Raw genomic sequence first — 17713 nt, 5'->3', positions numbered from 1 at the left:
ACACCGAATTTAAGAAACTCATTAAAAAACAGTATAACTACATAAAGAAAATTGCAAAAGAAGGATTTTATTAAAGGAAACAGCTTCACAGGCTAATGTGGGGCTGTTTTTTGGGGGAACGGTATGTGTTCCATCGCTTACAAACCATATTAAATTAAAGTAAAACAATGATTATGATAACTATTAAATTAATATTTAATAGTTATCATATTTTTTTATTAGGCATTATTATTAAAATAGAACTCACTTTCATAATAATAATTGAATTATTTAGTTCAATATGCTATTATAAAAAAAGTATAATATAGGGTTTTAATCGCATAATATAAGGCTTTGTTTGGATCCATACAACTTTTCTTTATTGGTTTAGTTGGTGAATATATTACGAGTATGAATACTCGTAGAGAGGTGCCAGGAATGAAAGAAATAACTTTTAAAAATATCTATAATTTATTTTTTAAAAAAGAGTTTAAAATTATTTGTATACTTTTTTCAATAATTACTTTTCTAGTTGTAGTAATAGGTTTAAGGTTATACAATACTTCAATATATAACATAACTATGTATATATTATTTCAAGTGTTTTTTATTATGCTGCCAGGTATGTTAACTTATAGAATATTAAAGTTTAATAAAGGAGGGATTTATAAGTTTACCCTATCCTATGGATTTGGTATTATATTTACAATACTTAGCTACATTTTCTTCTATCTATTGAATTCAAAGCAATTATTATTATATGCCGGACCAGTACTATCTTTTTTAGAAATTGGTTTACTTTTTAGAGATTATAAAAAAATAGATAAAAAACATGGTGAGGATGATGAAGCAAATGTTTTATTTCAGTTAATTGCTATCTTTTCAATGTTGTTATTAATAACTTTTTTTGGTCTTACACTTAGTAATCCAATGCCAATGGGCAGCTCAAGGTTTCATCCAGATTTAATTTGGACAATCAGTAATGCAGAAGCCTTGGTAAAAACATATCCTCCAATAGATAGCCATGTTTCAGGCATCATCCTGAAATACCACTATTTTATATCAGTTCATTTAGCTGTTATGAGTTATGTAACAAAAATAAATATAGTAGAATTATTTTATAAATTTTTTTATATTGGTAAATTGTTATTTCTGGTTTTCTCCAGTTATATTCTAGGCAAAACCTTTTTTAAAGATTCTAAAAAGGGATTGATATTTACATGGATTTATTTCTTTACTAATTGTGCCAGTATGGGTTATGCATTTAAAAATGGCTATGGAGCATTTATAAATGTGAATTTTGTTCACTTAACAGATGACCCCTTTGGGTTTGAGTTAGCTATTCCATTTCTATTTTTATGCGTTAGTTTAATAATAGAATCTATTAGGTGCAAAAGTATAAAAATCTCACACATTGTTGGAATAGGGCTGTTTATTATGGCAACTACTGGAAGCAAAGGCCCGTTAGGTGCAACGTTACTTTTGGTTGTAATTGTTGCATGTATAATTTATAGTATTAAACGAAGTTTTCAAGTTAATGTAGTGGCAATTATGGTTGAAATACTTGTAATCTTTGTAATAATGTATTTCTGGTTATTAAATGTAGGGGCAAATACATCTCAAATTCAATTAGGGTATTTAGTTAGTGATACAATTATTAAGAGTTATATAGATAAGCTCACAAGTATTGTAATACTAAATAAATTATTAAATGTATTTAGTATACCAGTTCATTTTATTTTATTTTTACCATTTGCCTCCATTCCGTTTTTATTATGGTTCTACAAAAGGGTAAAGAAAATTACTTTGGTAAACTTAGAAGAATTGATTATTGGCGGCATTGCAATATGTGGAATTCTAGCAACTTATATGTTAAAGCAAATTGGACATTCAGAAATATATTTTATTATGACAGCCATACCTTTTATTGAGTTATGTGCTATAGATTGGTTAAGTAATAATTTTCTAAAGTCAAAGGCAGTCTTTAAAGTATTTGTAATTATTACTATTACTGTTTCAATGATAACAACTTTTTATATGAGTTTTTACCAATTTGAAAGAGGTGATAATACTCTTAGAGCAGTATTATATAAATCAAATTTTGATGGAGCGCCACAGTACGATAGCATGACAAAATACGATTATGAAGCAATGATTTGGCTTAAAAATAACAGCAAAGAAACTGATATCATTGCTACAAACAGACATTATTTATCTAAAAATAAGAACATGAGAAATGCTCAGTACTTCTACTATTCCACATTCTCTGAAAGAAACTTTTACTTAGAAGGTTGGGGTAATATCTATGCCTATAGTTCAAATAGTGATAAAAAAATAATTGAAGATAAAATAAAAATAAATGATAATATATTTTCAAATAATGAAACCGCTTATAAAGAAATTGAAAATGCTAATATCAATTTTCTAGTATTTTCCAAGTTTATAGAGCCCAATATGAAACTAACATATAAAAATATTAAGAGTGTTTTTGAAAATAGAGATGTGATAATATATAAAGTAATACGATAATTATAATAATGATAAGCATTAAAGGGCTCTAGCAAAACTGCTAGAGTTCGAGCAGAGTTTGTATCCAGGAATAAGAAATGTAAAAGAATACAAAGGAGTGCTGAAATATGGATAATTCTAATTATGACAAGCTACTAAGGTATAGTTTTCAGAGCATGTATTACGCCATAATAACTGATGATAAAGGAAGAGTAAAGTTTTTAAGCAAAAATTATCAAAAATTACTAAATATCGATGAAGAACACTTTTATGACAAACCTATTCAAGAAATAATAGTTGATTCAGAAATTCCTCGTGTTCTTAAATCAAGAAAAGAGGAAATCGGACACTTATTTACTCTAAAGAATGGGCTAACAGTTGTCTGCAACAGAATTCCTATTATAGAAAATGAAAAGCTTTACGGTGTAATTAGTATTGCATCTTTTTACAATTTAAATGACGTTTCGATATTGGAAAAACAAATTAAAGATTTACAAAAGGAGAATTTAGGATACAAAAAGAAAATTCATGAATTATCATCCTCCAAACAACAAGATTACATTAATAATGTAATTGGTAATTCTAAGTCAATCATGGGAATAAAATTATAGTTCAGAAATTTGCTAACTCAAATTTAACATTTTTAATCACCGGAGAGACAGGTACAGGTAAAGAAGTTTTTGCAAATGCAATTCATGAGCTTAGCAATAGACGAGATAAGAATTTTGTGAAAATCAATTGTGCCGCAATCCCGAAAGACCTATTAGAATCAGAACTTTTTGGGTATGAATCAGGATCTTTTTCAGGGGCCATAAAGGGTGGGAAAATGGGTAAGTTCGAACTTGCTAATGGAGGGACACTCCTTCTCGATGAAATTGGAGAAATGCCTTTAGTGCTGCAATCAAAATTGTTAAGAGTACTACAAGAAGGCGAGCTAGAGCGTGTAGGTGGATTAAAAACTATAAAACTGGATGTTCGTGTGATTTGTGTTACTAACCAAAATATTGTGGAACAAGTAGAAAAAGGATTATTCAGAAAAGATTTGTTCTATAGAATTAATGTTGTGGAAATAAATATACCTCCACTAAGGGATCGTTTGGAAGATATTCCACCACTTTGTGAGTATTTCATTAATAAAATAAATTATTCTTTGGGTTTAGATATTACAGATATTAAAAAAGATGTTTTTGCACTTTTCAATGAGTATATTTGGACCGGAAACGTTAGGGAGTTATATCATGTTCTTGAACGTGCCTGCATAATGGCAGGATTTGGTTCGTTAAAATTAGAAAATTTAGATTTTCTTTTAGCACGCATTTATAAAAAAAATATAATAAATGATAACACATCGTATAATGATGTTTCACTCAATGATATTACAGCTGAGGTAGAAAAGGAAAAAATTATTAAAACTCTTATTAACACAAAAGGCAATAAATCTTCTGCAGCTAAATTATTGAATATAGATCGTAGCAGTTTATATAATAAACTTAAAAAATATGGTATTGATATTTAAGATCCAATATTTAAGGGACAAATGCTTAATTTTAAGCATTTGTCCCTTATCATATTTATTCTAACATCAAAATATATTATAATCTATTTTAGATATTCTTTAGGTATATCAAAAAAACTAAGATTCTCCATACTCAATGGAAGTTCGTTATTCTCTATTCCCTTAATAACTTTAACGGCAACATCATTGAATGGAGTAGGAATTCCATATTGTATGCCTTGCTTAACAACAAACCCATTAATCATGTCAACTTCTGTTTTTTTGCCCTTTTCTAAATCTTGAAGCATGCTTGCCTTTGCGGTCATTTTATCATCATAAAATTTTCTGAAACATTTTTGGGATAGTGCGAAATCGCCATAGGTATCAACTTTTCCGAAATCTCTCATATCCATATCCATAGTAGGCACAAATTTAATTCCAGCTACTTCACTAATATCAACAATTTCTTTTGCCATAAAGCTTAAACAAGCGCTAGCCTTTGAATTATTAAGCACATCACCGAATAAGGAGCCTGTGACAGCTGACATTCCACTCATACAGCTGTTGAAAATCAATTTAGACCAACGTGCTCCCATTAGATTTTCAACGATGTGGACGGGTCCCATATGTTCAAGAACTCCAGCTACCTTAATAATTCTATCACTAATCTTGCCGTCGATTTCACCTATTTCAAATAAAGTATCTCCTGAAGTAACATCTTGTGTCACTTCAGAAACGCCAGGAGATATGAATGTTGCTCCCCAAAGTACAGTGCCGCCTACAGTTCTATTTCCTCCTAAATATTCTGATACGATGTATTCTGGAACACCATTTTGCAATGTGCAGACTACACTATCATCATTAAGGTATTTCTTAAGGCGTGGAACTACTTCAGCATTTGCTGTTTGTTTTATAAACAAAAATACAATATCATATTTCCCTTCCATTTGATCGGGTGTAATTGCTTTTACTGGAACTGTGATATTAGCACATCCGATTATATGTGCACCCTTTTCATTTAAAGCTTTCACATGATCATTATAACTATCAATCAATTCAACTTGTTGACCATTTTTAGTTAAAAAAGCTCCTAATATTGTTCCCATAGATCCGCAACCATAAATTGCTACTCTCATTAATATCTCCTCCAATAATTTTTATAACTTTTCATATACTTTATTAAGCAATTGTCATGCCAATTATGAATAATATGGAATATTAATGATTAATTATATGACAAGATATGATACCGTGGAGGCTTTAATCATTTACTCTACAGAATATGTTCAAAATCTCCACAGTAATTAATTGCTTTTTATTTGATAATTGATATATATATATATTTAGTTCATAGATATTTAGATATTTAGATAGTTTATTAATATTTTCAATTAATATTTTAAAAGATCTAAAATATGGCATAAACATTGCTATTGATATAATATGTGTTAACAAAAAAATATAATGGAGGAACGATAAATGAGTGATTTAAGTAACAAAAGAGTAATTTCAGTAGCTATTACAGGTTCATGGCCAACTAGAAAGGATAATCCAAACCTTTCAATTACCCCAAAGGAAATTGCTGATGATGTTTATGATTCATGGAAGGCTGGTGCTGCCATCGCCCATATCCATGTTCGTAACGATGATGGGTCAGCATCTACAGACTTTGCTAAGTATAAGGAAACAATTGATTTAATTAGAGCAAAAAAAGATTGTGATATCTGCATTAATATTACTAGTTCAGGAAGTGTTGGCTTTGGAGATGAGGAGAGAATCTATCCGCTTCAACAGCTTTTGCCGGAACTTGCTTCTTATGATTGTGGAACATTAAACTGGCAGCACAGAATAATTTTTGAAAATCATCCAAGGTTTTTGGAAAAGCTAGGTTTAGCACTTCAAGAATCAAATATTAAACCAGAAATTGAAATTTTTCACTCAGGAATGGTTTATGAAGCTTTATATTATTTAAAGAAAGGGATTTTAAAAGCGCCTCTTCATTTTCAATTTGTTCTTGGCGCCGCAGGAGGTATGACAAATACCGTTGAGAATCTTGTATTTCTTAAAAGCTTGATTCCAGAAGGTTCTACATGGTCAGGTTGTGGAATAGGAAGAGGCCATATGCCAATAATGATGGCGACAATCGCGATGGGTGGACATCTTCGTGTCGGTATGGAGGATAATGTAACATATCAAAAAGGAGTACCAGCGCATTCAAATGCTCAGTTTGTTGACCGTGCAAAAAGATTGCTTGAAGAAGCTGGTCTTGAGGCAGCGACTCCTGATGAAGCAAGGCAGATTTACGGTCTTACTAGAAAAGTATTTTAATCAACAATTATAATTTTGAACTGCCATCATGTAAAGTGGACAGGGGATGTAATAAAAATTTACTTAATTGGCCTCAGCCTGATACGCCATTAGGATGAGGTCGATAGTAGAAAAAAATTGTTTAATTAGAAAACGATTTCAAAAGTTTTAAATAACAACACACTTTTCAATGATCTGGAGATGGCGATAAATGATAGATAAATATATTATGTTCAGCTTAGAAATTATAAATACAAATCCAGTTAGAGAGGATGGAACTAATTATGATAAAAAAAATGCTTAATTTTTTTCTTAAATTTATGTCAAAGTATTTACCAAATCCATTTACTATAGCATGGGGCATCACTTTATTTGTGGCTGCTATGGCTATGATTTTCACTCATGCAACTCCAATAAATATTGTTCAATATTGGGGTGATGGTTTTTGGAAATTACTTTCATTTTCAATGCAAATGGCTTTTTTAATAGTTAGTGGATATGCATTAGCAACATCTAATGCTGTAATCAAAGGTTTAAAAAGATTGGTTAGAATACCCAAAACTCCAAAGCAAACAATTTTGTTTGTTAGTTTTATATCAATGGGTTTATATTTTGTAAACTGGGGACTTGGATTAATAGCAGGTGGACTGCTTGCAAGAGAAGCATCTAAAGTTCACAAAGATACAGATTTTCGTTTACTTGTAACGGCAGCTTTTTCTGGTATAATTATTGTACACGGTGGATTGTCGGCATCAGTTCCTCTATTAATAAATACACCGGGGCACTTTGCCGAGAAGTTAATTGGATTAGTTCCGTTCACACAAACTATTTTTGGAGCACAAAATTTATTTATATTAATTACGTTAGTTATTGTTATTCCATTTTTCTGCTTGCTTATGATGCCGAAAAAGGGAGAAGAAGTTTTTGCAGACCCTACGCTTTTTGAAGAGGATGAAATAGAAGAAGTTCCAGAAAATACAGAAGATTTATCATTAGGCGATAAGTTAGATAGAAGTAAAATATTAAACTTTACATTGTGGGGTTCAGGCTTAGCTTATCTAATATACTATTTTTATACTAATGGATTTAGCTTAAATATCAATATAATCAATTTAACATTTCTTGTACTCGGACTAGCACTACATGGATCATTAATTAAGTACAGTGAAGCCTTTACTAAAGGTTGCACCGCAGCTGGCGGAGTTATTCTTCAGTTTCCTCTCTATGCAGGAATAATGGGAATTATGACAGGCAGTGGTCTTGTCACTTTAATTTCACATTGGTTAATTAGCGTTGCAACACCAGGAACATTTGAATTATATTGTTACTTCTCTTCACTTATTATCACCATGTTTGTTCCCTCAGCAGGCGGTCACTGGGCTATACAAGTACCATTCATGATTCCTCCAGCTTTAGCTCTAGGTGTACCAGCATGGAAAGTTGCAATGGGAGTTGCATGGGGAGAAAGTATTTGGAATATTATATGTCCAATGTGGGCTCTGCCACTCCTTGCAATAGCAAAATTAAAATTAAGTGATTTGATTGGTTTTTCCGTGTTGTTATTCGTAATTGGGAATATAGTTGCAATCGCAGGAATTATGATTTTCCAATAAATAAATAATATTGAAAGGATACAAATGATGAATATAAGAAATGTAGCAGTATTAGGTACTGGGACTATGGGACATGGTATAGCGCTTCTTTCTGCAAAAGCAGGATTGAATGTAGTTATGTATAGTAGATCTGATGCAAGTTTAGATAGAGGATTTAATAATATAAAAAATGCATTAAATCTTTTAAAGAGTGAAGGAAAATTAGAAGATAAAAGTTATGAAGAAATATTAAGCAAAATAAAGGGAGTTAAAACCATTGAAGAAGCAGCAAAAAATGCTGATTTTATAGTAGAATCCCTAGCTGAAGATTTGGATCTTAAACAAAAAATTTTTCAACGGTTAGATGAAATTTGTTCACCAGAAGTAATCTTAGTGTCAAATACATCCGGACTTAGCCCAACAGATTTGGCTAAAAATACAACACACAAAGAAAGAGTTATTGTAGCTCATTTTTGGAATCCTCCACAGTTAATTCCTTTAGTAGAAGTGGTGCCTGGGGAAAAAACATCACAAGATACTATAATAACAACTTTGGAATGGGTAAAGTTTATAGGTAAAAAAGCTGTTCGTATGGAAAAGGAATGTTTAGGGTTTATAGGAAATCGTCTTCAGCTTGCACTTCTTCGCGAAGCTTTATATATAGTTGAAAAAGGTTGGGCAAAACCTGAAGAAGTAGATAAGGCAATGGAGTATGCACATGGAAGGAGATTACCTGTTACTGGACCATTATGCAGTGCAGATCTAGGAGGATTAGATATATTTAACCACATATCTTCATACCTATTTAAAGATTTATGTAATTATACAGAACCTTCTAAGTTGTTAATGGATAAAGTTTGCGCAGGAGATCTAGGAAGTAAAAGCGGAAAAGGTTTCTATAATTGGACACCAGAATTTTTGGAAAATAAACAGAAGGAACGTACAGAAGTACTTTTATATCTCTTAGAAAGAGATGAGCAAAAAAATAAATAATAAATTAGGGCTCTAGCAGATTGTGCTAGAGCCTTTTTAGTGCTATTTTTGTTGAGATTATGCATTTAAATAAAAAGGATTTCCATCTTTATTATGAAAATATATTACATAATAATATATTGATAAGTTAGTTACCTGCAGTTCCGGTTGTACTAGGAGTTCCAGTTGTACTCGGAGTTCCAGTTGTACTTGGAGTTCCAGTTGTACTTGGAGTTCCGGTTGTACTTGGAGTTTCAGTTGTACTTGGAGTTCCAGTTGTACTTGGAGTTCCTGTTGTACTTGGAGTTCCTGTTGTACTTGGAGTTCCAGTTGTACTTGGAGTTCCAGTTGTACTTGGAGTTCCAGTTGTACTCGGAGTTTCAGTTGTACTTGGAGTTCTTGTTGTATTTGGAGTTTTGGTTGTTTCGCCTGCAGATCCTGTTGTACTTGGACTTTCAGTTGTTCCTCTCGCTGATCCTGTTTTATCGGTGGACTGTTTAGGAACGATAGTTTTTATAGTGGAAGTTGATGCATTAGAAGACTTCCCTTTGGCGTAGAATTTTCCGGAAACTCCAGCAATCATAACTAGAATAATTGATACAATAATTATCATTGCCTTTCTATTCTTACTAAGTTTCTTATTTCCAGAGAGGTCTTCTCTATTTTCTTTATTTATTGTTTGTTTAGCACCTGCCATGCTCGTAACCGTTGTAAAATTTTTTTTAGTAGTAACTGTTTTTTGTTCTGGCTTCATTACCTTCAGGATTATCTGGTTTATATTTTTAGGTATATTAAAAAATAATGATAACATTCCCTTTCCCTTTTGTTCTACAGAGTCTATCTCCTTAAAATTTTCAGGTGATCTAATTACAATAACAGGCTTATTATGCACTGCAGATTGAGTTTCTATATATATTGTAACTGAAAACTCATCGCCCTTACTTATAAAAGGGATATATACCTCCAGAATGTTATCCTTTATTGAAGAATCAAATTTTAAACCTTTTGTTATTGTGGCACCAGTACTCGTTAAGCTAGTTTGTGAGCTTATATTTATAGTTAACTCATGAATTGTTTTATTTGATGGGTTCTTAACAGTAATAATGTATGCATAACTTTCTTTACCGTTTATTTTTACAGATTTACCATTTCGTAGATTACATAATATTCTAGGTCCTAAATTTTTATAATAATCTAACATTAACCCAGATGCAAATGATATTAGTATAGTTATAATTGCTGTTTTAATAATATTTATCAAGATAATTTTCGCTTCCTCGTTTTTTACTATTTTTTACATTTGTTTGGTTATATTATTCATTTTCATTAAATTATAAGGTAGATAGAGATTTGTGTCAACCGTAAAAATTTTTTAAAAAGCCTTGACTTGGAGTGAACTCTAAGTGATAGAGTATTAGATATGGACAAGATCATATAAATAGGAGGACTAAAATTGAATCAGACATCTTTACAGGGAAAAAAGTTATTTACAAATAAGAATTTATTTAAATTATTTCTGCCACTTATCATAGAGCAATTTTTAGAATATCTGGTGGGACTAGCAGACTCAATCATGGTAGCGCACGTGGGAGAAACAGCTGTGTCGGGTGTGTCTTTAGTGGATTTCGTCATGGCACTGTTAATTAGTTTGTTCGCAGCTCTAGCTACCGGTGGTGCAGTAATTGCAGGACAGTATATAGGCAAGAAACAGATGAAAGAATCAAGAGAAGCAGTGGACCAATTGGTATGGTTTGTCGGTATCTTTTCCATCATAATCATGGTCATTATTTATTTGATGAAACCGCTTATTTTAAACGGTCTGTTTGGTCAGATAACGGAAGAAGTACGTGGGGATGCAAATACATACCTGATGATTACAGCAATATCCATTCCGTTTCTTGCACTATATAATGTAGGAGCTGCAATTTTCCGTACTATGGGTAATTCAAAACTGCCCATGAAGGTGATGCTAGTTATGAATATAGTACACGCAATAGGAAATGCAATACTTATTTACGGCTTCAATTTTGGAACTGCGGGTGTTGCTATACCAACATTGATAACACGTATTGCGGCTGCAGTTATTATTATCACTTTAGCTTTAAACAAAAGGAATCCATTATATATAAAGAAAAGTTTAAAACATAAATTTAATTGGCCAATGATTAAAAAAATCTTAAGTATTGGTGTTCCATTTGGATTGGAAAATGGTTTGTTTTATCTGGGAAGAATTATTGTACTTAGTCTTGTTGCTACTTTTGGTACGGCAGCAATTGCAGCAAATGCGGTGTCAGGTACTATTGTAATGTTTCAAGTGCTGCCAGGTATGGCAATTGGTCTTGGATTAACTGTGGTTATATCAAGATGTGTCGGTGCCGGGGATTATGAACAGGCTAAATATTATAACAAAAAGATTATGCATGTTGTGTATGTGGCTCATGTTGTGAGCTGTGTATTGGTACTTGCATTACTGCCTTTCATAATGAAAATTTATGGATTATCTGAGGCTGCAACGACCTTGGCCACTCAAAATATTTGGTGGCATGCAGGATTTATGGTTGTAATTTGGCCGCTTGCTTACACTTTGCCGGTGACATTTCGCGCATCTGGAGATGCCAAATTTCCGATGATGATTGCAATTTTGTCCATGTTTTTCTGCCGTATTGCACTATCTTATCTGCTAAGTATTTATTTTAATATGGGAATGTTCGGTACATGGGTGGCTATGTTTATTGATTGGATAGTAAAGGCAATTATTTATGTATGCAGGTATATAAGTGGGAAATGGACTACATTTCATGCAATTTAATAAAATGAAAAAATGAATGAAGCATTGACTTCAGAAAGGAATAATTTAAATGGAATATAGAGAATTACCTCATGGTGGAGGAAAAGTAAGTACAATAGGAATAGGTGCGGGAGGTTTAAGCGAAGCGTCTCCACAGCAGGTGCGTAAAATAATAGAGTATGGAATGGAACAGGGAATCAATTTTATGGATACAGTAATGTATGATTCTAGTGTCCAGCCTGCTATTGCGGCTGCACTAGAAGGACATAGAGATAAGATGGTAATGCAGATTCACCTTGGTGCTTATTATCCCCGTGGACAGTATGTACGTACAAGAGATCTAAATCAGTTGCAGAAAGGGTTTGAACAGGAATTAAAAAGCTATCACACTGATTATGCAGATATAGGTATGATTCATTGTGTGGATGAAATGGAGGATTTAGAAAATATTATACATGGTGGTATTTTGGATTATGTTTTAAAATGGAAACAGAATGGCATAATTCGTCACTTGGCAGTTTCTTCTCACTCTCCGAAAGTATGTTTGAAATTTTTAGAAACAGGTAAGATTGATATATTTATGCTAAGTCTTAACGCTGCCTATGATTTTGAACCATCTGGTGAAAAATTAACGTTATCAGATACAAGAATGAAACTTTATCAGGAATGTTCTAAGCTTGGTGTTGGAATTACAGTTATGAAACCTTATGGTGGAGGGCAATTACTGAATGATCATACTTCGCCACTTGGAAGAAAAATGTCAATATATCAATGTATACAATATGCACTTGACCGTCCAGCTGTTTTATCCTGTTTGCCAGGAGTGCGTAACCTACAAGATTTAAAAAATGTTCTTAAGTATTATGATTTAGCGCATAATGAAAAGGACTATTCATTTATAGGTAATATGCAACGACAGGATATACAAGGGAGTTGTATTTATTGCAATCATTGTCAGCCATGTCCACAAGAAATTAATATTGGCTTAGTCAATAAATATCTTGATTTGGCAAAGGTAGGAGATGAATTGGCAAGAGATCATTATGAAAAGTTGAAACACCATGCATCAGATTGTATAGAATGTGGTGCCTGCGAAAAGAATTGTCCGTTTAATGTGGAAGTAAGAAAAAAGATGAAGGAAGCTGTGGAGTTTTTTCAATAGTTTGAGTGCACTTCAAGTGATAGGAACGTTAAATTATATAAATTCTTGGTCTTCTTGTAATGCAGGAAGCATATGAAATGGGAAAAAACACTTAGAAAAAATGAAAATAAAGGAGCGATTTTAAATGGCAATTACAGATTTTTCAAAAGAGTATCATGAGAGGATGTTTCCAGGCTATGTATCAAAGTTATTAGAAACAGACCCAGAATTTATTGAGCAATTTGATAACTTTACATTCGATGAAGTTGTAAATCAGGATGATTTAGACGATCGTACTAGAATGATGGCAATTATTGCGACTTTGATTGGCTGTCAAGGGATAGATGAGTTCAAAGCAATGGTGCCTGCCGCACTTAATTTTGAAGTAACACCGGTAGAAGTGAAAGAAATTGTATATCAGGCCGTAGCTTACCTTGGAATCGGAAGGGTATTTCCATTCCTTCATGGTATCAATGATGTACTAACAGCAAGGGGTATTAAGTTACCGCTTGAAGGACAGGTAAGTACTACAACTGAAAATCGTTTAGAAAAAGGAATCCAGGCACAGGTTGATATCTTTGGAGCTGGAATGAAAGAATTCTACAAGTCAGGACCGGAAGAATCACGACACATCAATCATTGGTTAGCTGATAATTGCTTTGGCGATTATTATACACGTAGCGGTCTTGATTACAAACAACGCGAAATGATTACTTTCTGCTTCTTATCTGCCCAGGGTGGTTGTGAGTCACAACTTACAAGCCATGCGGTAGCCAATATGAAGATAGGCAATGATAAGCAGTTTTTAATTAAGATTATTTCTCAGTGCCTACCCTTCTTAGGTTATCCAAGAAGTCTCAATGCACTTCGTTGTGTAAATGATGCAGCTACTCAGATGGATAAGTAAAAGCGAAAAACTGAAACTATTACTTGACTTGAAGTTAACTCTAGGTAGTACAATGATTCTATTGTAAATTTTATTGCCAAAGGAGGCTATATAATATGACAAACGAAAAGAAATTAAATAATACAATTTTTCCAAAAGGGGAGCCGCTTCCAGAGATGTTTTCCAAATATTTTATTGGACAAGCATATTTAAATATGCTTACGACTACTGGTGTACCAATTGGAAATGTAACATTTGAACCTGCATGCCGTAATAATTGGCATATTCATCATAAAGGTGGTCAGATTCTTCTCGTAACAGAGGGAAGAGGATGGTATCAGGAATGGGAAAAAGAGGTACAGGAATTACATCCAGGTGATGTTGTTAACATTCCACCTGAAGTAAAACATTGGCATGGAGCAGCAAAAGACAGTACTTTTTCACACTTGGCAGTGGAAGTACCTGCAAAAGATGCTTCTAATGAATGGTTAGAAGCCGTTACAGATGAAGTTTATGGTAAGCTAAAATAAGCACATAAAATAGTTGAATTTAATTAGGAGGGATTAACATGAAAAAAGTAATGAGCAAGAAAAATAGTGAGAATGAAAAAACAGCGATTGTTTATATGACTGAGGACATCAGTGCCCAAGGTCTTATGGCAATTTATGAGGCATTGGAGAGAAAGGCAACCGGAAAGGTTGCAGTGAAGCTATCTACCGGTGAGCCAGGTGGGCATTATTTTCTTTCTACTAAGCTTATACAACCCCTCGTGCAGGCTGTGAACGGTACGATTGTAGAGTGCAATACCGCTTACGGTGGTCGACGTTCCACTACGGAATCCCATAGCCATGTAATAGTGGAGCATGGTTTCACTAGCATTGCACCAGTGGATATTATGGATGCAGATGGTAGCATCAGCCTGACCGTTACAAAAGGAAAACATCTGAAAGAAGATTTTGTTGGCTCGCACTTAGCAAATTATGATTTTGTCATAGACCTTTCACATTTTAAGGGCCATGCTATGGGTGGTTTTGGCGGAGCTATCAAAAATATGTCGATTGGAATTGCTTCTTCTATGGGGAAAAGCATGATTCATAGTGCAGGAACCGCAACTACTGGCTTTGGTATTAACACACCGCAGGATGATTTTCTGGAATCCATGGTGGAGGCGGCGAAGGCTGTTGCCGATTATGAAGGTGAAGATATTATTTATATCAGTGTAATGAATAATCTTTCAGTAGACTGCGATTGTGATTCACATCCAGCAAAACCTGAAATGGAAGATATAGGCATACTAGCTTCCCTGGATCCAGTAGCACTTGACCAGGCTTGTGTGGATTTTGTCTATGCTGCAACGGATGGGAAAGCACTGATTGAGCGTATGGAATCCAGACACGGTATCCACACGCTTGAACATGCGGATGTTATTGGTTTGGGGACTCGTAATTATGATTTGTTTACGATTGATGACTGATACACCATTTTCAATAATGTATTAAGTAAATAGAACGATGTGTTTGGATAAATCATTTATAAGAGGAGGAAAATAACATGGCAAAAAAATTTGGTTTTGGATGTATGAGATTACCACTTTTAGATAAAGATGATCAGACATCTTTTGATTACGAAACAATAAACAAATTGGTAGATACATTTTTGGAAAAGGGGTTTACATACTTTGATACTGCATATACGTATCATAGTTTTAGGGGTGAAGAGGCAGTTAGGGAAGCACTTGTAAAAAGGCATAATAGAGATGAATTTACACTTACGACCAAACTTCCAATGAGAGATTTAAAAACATCAGAAGATTAGGAAAGAATATTTAATGAACAGCTTGAAAACTGTGGGGTATCATATTTTGATTATTACCTGCTTCACAATATAGGTGTTAATGCATATAAGACAGCATGTGCACTTGATAGTTTCAGCTTTGGATTAAAGAAAAAGAAAGAAGGTAAAATAAAGAATTTTGGTATGTCATTCCATGATACACCTGAATTGTTGGATGAAATTCTGACTGCTCATCAAGAACTGGATTTTGTTCAGTTGCAGATTAATTATATAGATTGGGAAAATCCTGGTATTCAGTCAAGAAGATGTTATGAAGTAGCAAGAAAACACAACAAACCGATTATGGTCATGGAGCCATGTAAGGGTGGAACCCTTGCAATCGTTCCAGAAAAAGCAGAAAACATAATGAAAGAATACAACCCAGAGGCATCTATTCCATCATGGGCAATCCGGTTTGCTGCAAGTCAGGAAGGCGTTATCATGGTACTTAGTGGTATGAATTCTATGGAACAGGTTCTTGATAATACCTCGTATATGGAAGACTTTAAACCTCTGAATGAGGAAGAGTATAAGATTATTGCGCAGGTAACTGACGTTATTAATGAAAATACTGCAATTCCTTGTACCGCTTGTAGATATTGCGAAAAAGGATGTCCCAAAAATATTGCAATCCCAGATTATTTTGCATTATATAACAGCGCTAAGCGTGCAACTACCACGAGTTTTTCAAGCCAGTTCGTTTATTATTTAAATCTGTCTTCTACACATGGAAAAGCTAAAGATTGTATCGGATGCATGCAGTGTGAAAAAGCCTGTCCACAGCATTTGAAGATTACAGAACTTTTAAAGGATGTCTCTACAGCATTTGATATTACACCATCTTTCCCTACTAAAAAATAAACTGTAAATATGATGGTATGAAGGAATCTTTAGTTTGTAAAAAAAACAAGAGCATCTGCATAAAAAGAAGACAATGACATCAGATTGAATAAAATCTGGTGTCATTGTTTACTGCCGATTAAAATTCAAATGATTAGAGGAGTGATAAACATGAAGATTTTATATTACGATTGTTTCTGTGGAATAAGTGGCGATATGAATTTAGCAGCACTAATAGATTTAGGAGTTCCTAAAGAATATTTGATACAAGAACTTTCAAAAGTAAACTTAAATTCTGAATATGAAATAAAAATTGAAAAATCTAAGAAAGTTGTAATAACAGGGACTAGGGTAGACGTTATATTAAATAGTCACGAACATCACCATAGAAACTTGAAGGATATAGAGGAAATAATAAATTCAAGTAATTTAAGTGATAAGGTTAAAAAACTTAGTTTAGATATGTTTATGAAGGTTGCAGAGGCAGAAGCAAAGGTTCATGGAAAACCCTTATATGAAGTACATTTTCATGAGGTAGGTGCTATTGATTCAATTGTAGATATGGTAGGAGCAGCTATTTGTTTAGACTATCTAAAAGTTGATAAAATTATCGCATCTCCAGTTCAAGTTGGAGGAGGATTTGTTAAATGTGCTCATGGTCTTATGCCAGTACCAGCTCCTGCAACAGTAGAAATCTTAAAGAATATTCCTATAAATGCTGGAATAGTACAATTTGAAACGACCACTCCTACTGGGGCAGCAATACTCGCAGCAAACGTTGAAGAATTTACTCAAAAGGTTGATTTCTTAATTAAGAAGATAGCATATGGAATAGGTCATAGAGATCTAGAAATTCCAAATGTTTTAAGAGTATATTTAGGTGAGAAGGAAAGTTCTGAAAAAGTAGGAGAGCATTATATACTTGAAACTAATATAGATGATATGAATCCAGAACTTTATGGATATGTAGAAGAAAAACTTTTTGAAGCAGGGGCCTTAGACGTATTTAAAACACCTATATTTATGAAAAAGGGAAGACCAGGGATAAAATTAAGTGTGTTAATTAATGAAAAAGTTGAAAAGGTTGCTTTAGATGTTATTTTTGAAGAAACTACTTCAATAGGTGTTAGAAAATATAAAGTTGAAAAAATAATGCTTAATAGAGATTTTTCAAAAGTAAAAACAGAGTATGGAGATATTACAATAAAGAAATCTTATTATAAAGGGAAGCTAGTGAAATATAAACCAGAATACGAAGAATGCAAGACTATAGCTAAAGAAAAAAATATATCTATAGATAAGGTATATAAGGCAGTTTATAAACAAGATATAAATTAAAATTATGTAATATGGGTGAGAGGCGGAAAGATAA

General features: G+C 33.1%; 14 protein-coding genes and 1 pseudogene. 13 read left to right on the top strand and 2 right to left on the bottom strand.

Going from position 1 to position 17713, the window contains the following annotated elements:
* Positions 1-417: 417 nt before the first annotated feature.
* The 3 genes from VIM70_RS08495 to VIM70_RS08485 all read left to right on the top strand — a co-directional run bounded on the left by VIM70_RS08495 (position 418) and on the right by VIM70_RS08485 (position 4003).
* Entirely contained in the window at positions 418-2508 is a 2091-nt protein-coding gene (locus VIM70_RS08495) for a hypothetical protein (protein ID WP_331945317.1), read from the top strand.
* 107 nt (positions 2509-2615) lie between these two features.
* Positions 2616-3098, top strand: a complete 483-nt coding sequence (locus VIM70_RS08490) for a hypothetical protein (protein ID WP_331945316.1) — start codon at positions 2616-2618, stop codon at positions 3096-3098.
* Positions 3092-4003, top strand: coding sequence for a sigma-54 interaction domain-containing protein (locus tag VIM70_RS08485; protein WP_331945320.1), 912 nt, complete (start codon positions 3092-3094; stop codon positions 4001-4003). The genes VIM70_RS08490 and VIM70_RS08485 overlap by 7 nt, the downstream gene beginning before the upstream one ends.
* A gap of 83 nt (positions 4004-4086) precedes the next feature.
* On the opposite strand, the gene VIM70_RS08480 is transcribed toward VIM70_RS08485, so the two are convergent.
* Positions 4087-5118: a 2-dehydropantoate 2-reductase gene (locus tag VIM70_RS08480; RefSeq protein ID WP_331945315.1), complete on the bottom strand. Its 1032-nt coding sequence runs from the start codon at positions 5116-5118 to the stop codon at positions 4087-4089.
* 343 nt (positions 5119-5461) lie between these two features.
* On the opposite strand from VIM70_RS08480, the gene VIM70_RS08475 reads away from it, so the two are divergent.
* The 3 genes from VIM70_RS08475 (at position 5462) to VIM70_RS08465 (ending at position 8874) form a co-directional block, all read left to right on the top strand.
* Positions 5462-6310 (top strand): 3-keto-5-aminohexanoate cleavage protein, encoded by an 849-nt coding sequence (locus VIM70_RS08475; protein WP_331945314.1) that lies wholly within the window; start codon positions 5462-5464, stop codon positions 6308-6310.
* A gap of 263 nt (positions 6311-6573) precedes the next feature.
* A complete protein-coding gene (locus VIM70_RS08470; RefSeq protein WP_331945313.1) occupies positions 6574-7902 on the top strand; it encodes a short-chain fatty acid transporter in 1329 nt (442 codons plus the stop codon).
* A 27-nt stretch (positions 7903-7929) separates the two neighbouring features.
* On the top strand, positions 7930-8874 hold the full coding sequence (locus VIM70_RS08465) for a 3-hydroxyacyl-CoA dehydrogenase family protein (protein ID WP_331945319.1): 945 nt from the start codon (positions 7930-7932) through the stop codon (positions 8872-8874).
* Between the two features lie 127 nt (positions 8875-9001).
* On the opposite strand, the gene VIM70_RS08460 is transcribed toward VIM70_RS08465, so the two are convergent.
* Positions 9002-10114, bottom strand: a complete 1113-nt coding sequence (locus VIM70_RS08460) for a hypothetical protein (protein ID WP_331945312.1) — start codon at positions 10112-10114, stop codon at positions 9002-9004.
* Between the two features lie 192 nt (positions 10115-10306).
* On the opposite strand from VIM70_RS08460, the gene VIM70_RS08455 reads away from it, so the two are divergent.
* From VIM70_RS08455 to larC, 7 genes and pseudogenes are all read left to right on the top strand, one after another.
* Positions 10307-11662 (top strand): MATE family efflux transporter, encoded by a 1356-nt coding sequence (locus VIM70_RS08455; protein WP_331945311.1) that lies wholly within the window; start codon positions 10307-10309, stop codon positions 11660-11662.
* A 49-nt stretch (positions 11663-11711) separates the two neighbouring features.
* Positions 11712-12803, top strand: a complete 1092-nt coding sequence (locus VIM70_RS08450) for an aldo/keto reductase (protein WP_331945310.1) — start codon at positions 11712-11714, stop codon at positions 12801-12803.
* Between the two features lie 124 nt (positions 12804-12927).
* Positions 12928-13689 (top strand): carboxymuconolactone decarboxylase family protein, encoded by a 762-nt coding sequence (locus tag VIM70_RS08445; protein WP_331945309.1) that lies wholly within the window; start codon positions 12928-12930, stop codon positions 13687-13689.
* Between the two features lie 95 nt (positions 13690-13784).
* Positions 13785-14198, top strand: a complete 414-nt coding sequence (locus VIM70_RS08440; RefSeq protein ID WP_331945308.1) for a cupin domain-containing protein — start codon at positions 13785-13787, stop codon at positions 14196-14198.
* Positions 14199-14236: 38 nt separating this feature from the next.
* Positions 14237-15142, top strand: coding sequence for a DUF362 domain-containing protein (locus tag VIM70_RS08435; protein ID WP_331945307.1), 906 nt, complete (start codon positions 14237-14239; stop codon positions 15140-15142).
* 77 nt (positions 15143-15219) lie between these two features.
* Positions 15220-16362: pseudogene (locus VIM70_RS08430) on the top strand (aldo/keto reductase).
* Positions 16363-16512: 150 nt separating this feature from the next.
* Positions 16513-17679 (top strand): nickel pincer cofactor biosynthesis protein LarC, encoded by a 1167-nt coding sequence (larC, locus tag VIM70_RS08425; RefSeq protein WP_331945306.1) that lies wholly within the window; start codon positions 16513-16515, stop codon positions 17677-17679.
* Positions 17680-17713 lie beyond the last annotated feature (34 nt).

Source organism: Clostridium sp., from assembly GCF_036569345.1.
In the GTDB taxonomy this organism is placed as follows: Bacteria; Bacillota; Clostridia; order Clostridiales; family Clostridiaceae; genus Clostridium_AD.
Note: the sequence above shows the minus strand (reverse complement) of the source record. Positions and strands in the feature narration are given on the sequence as shown.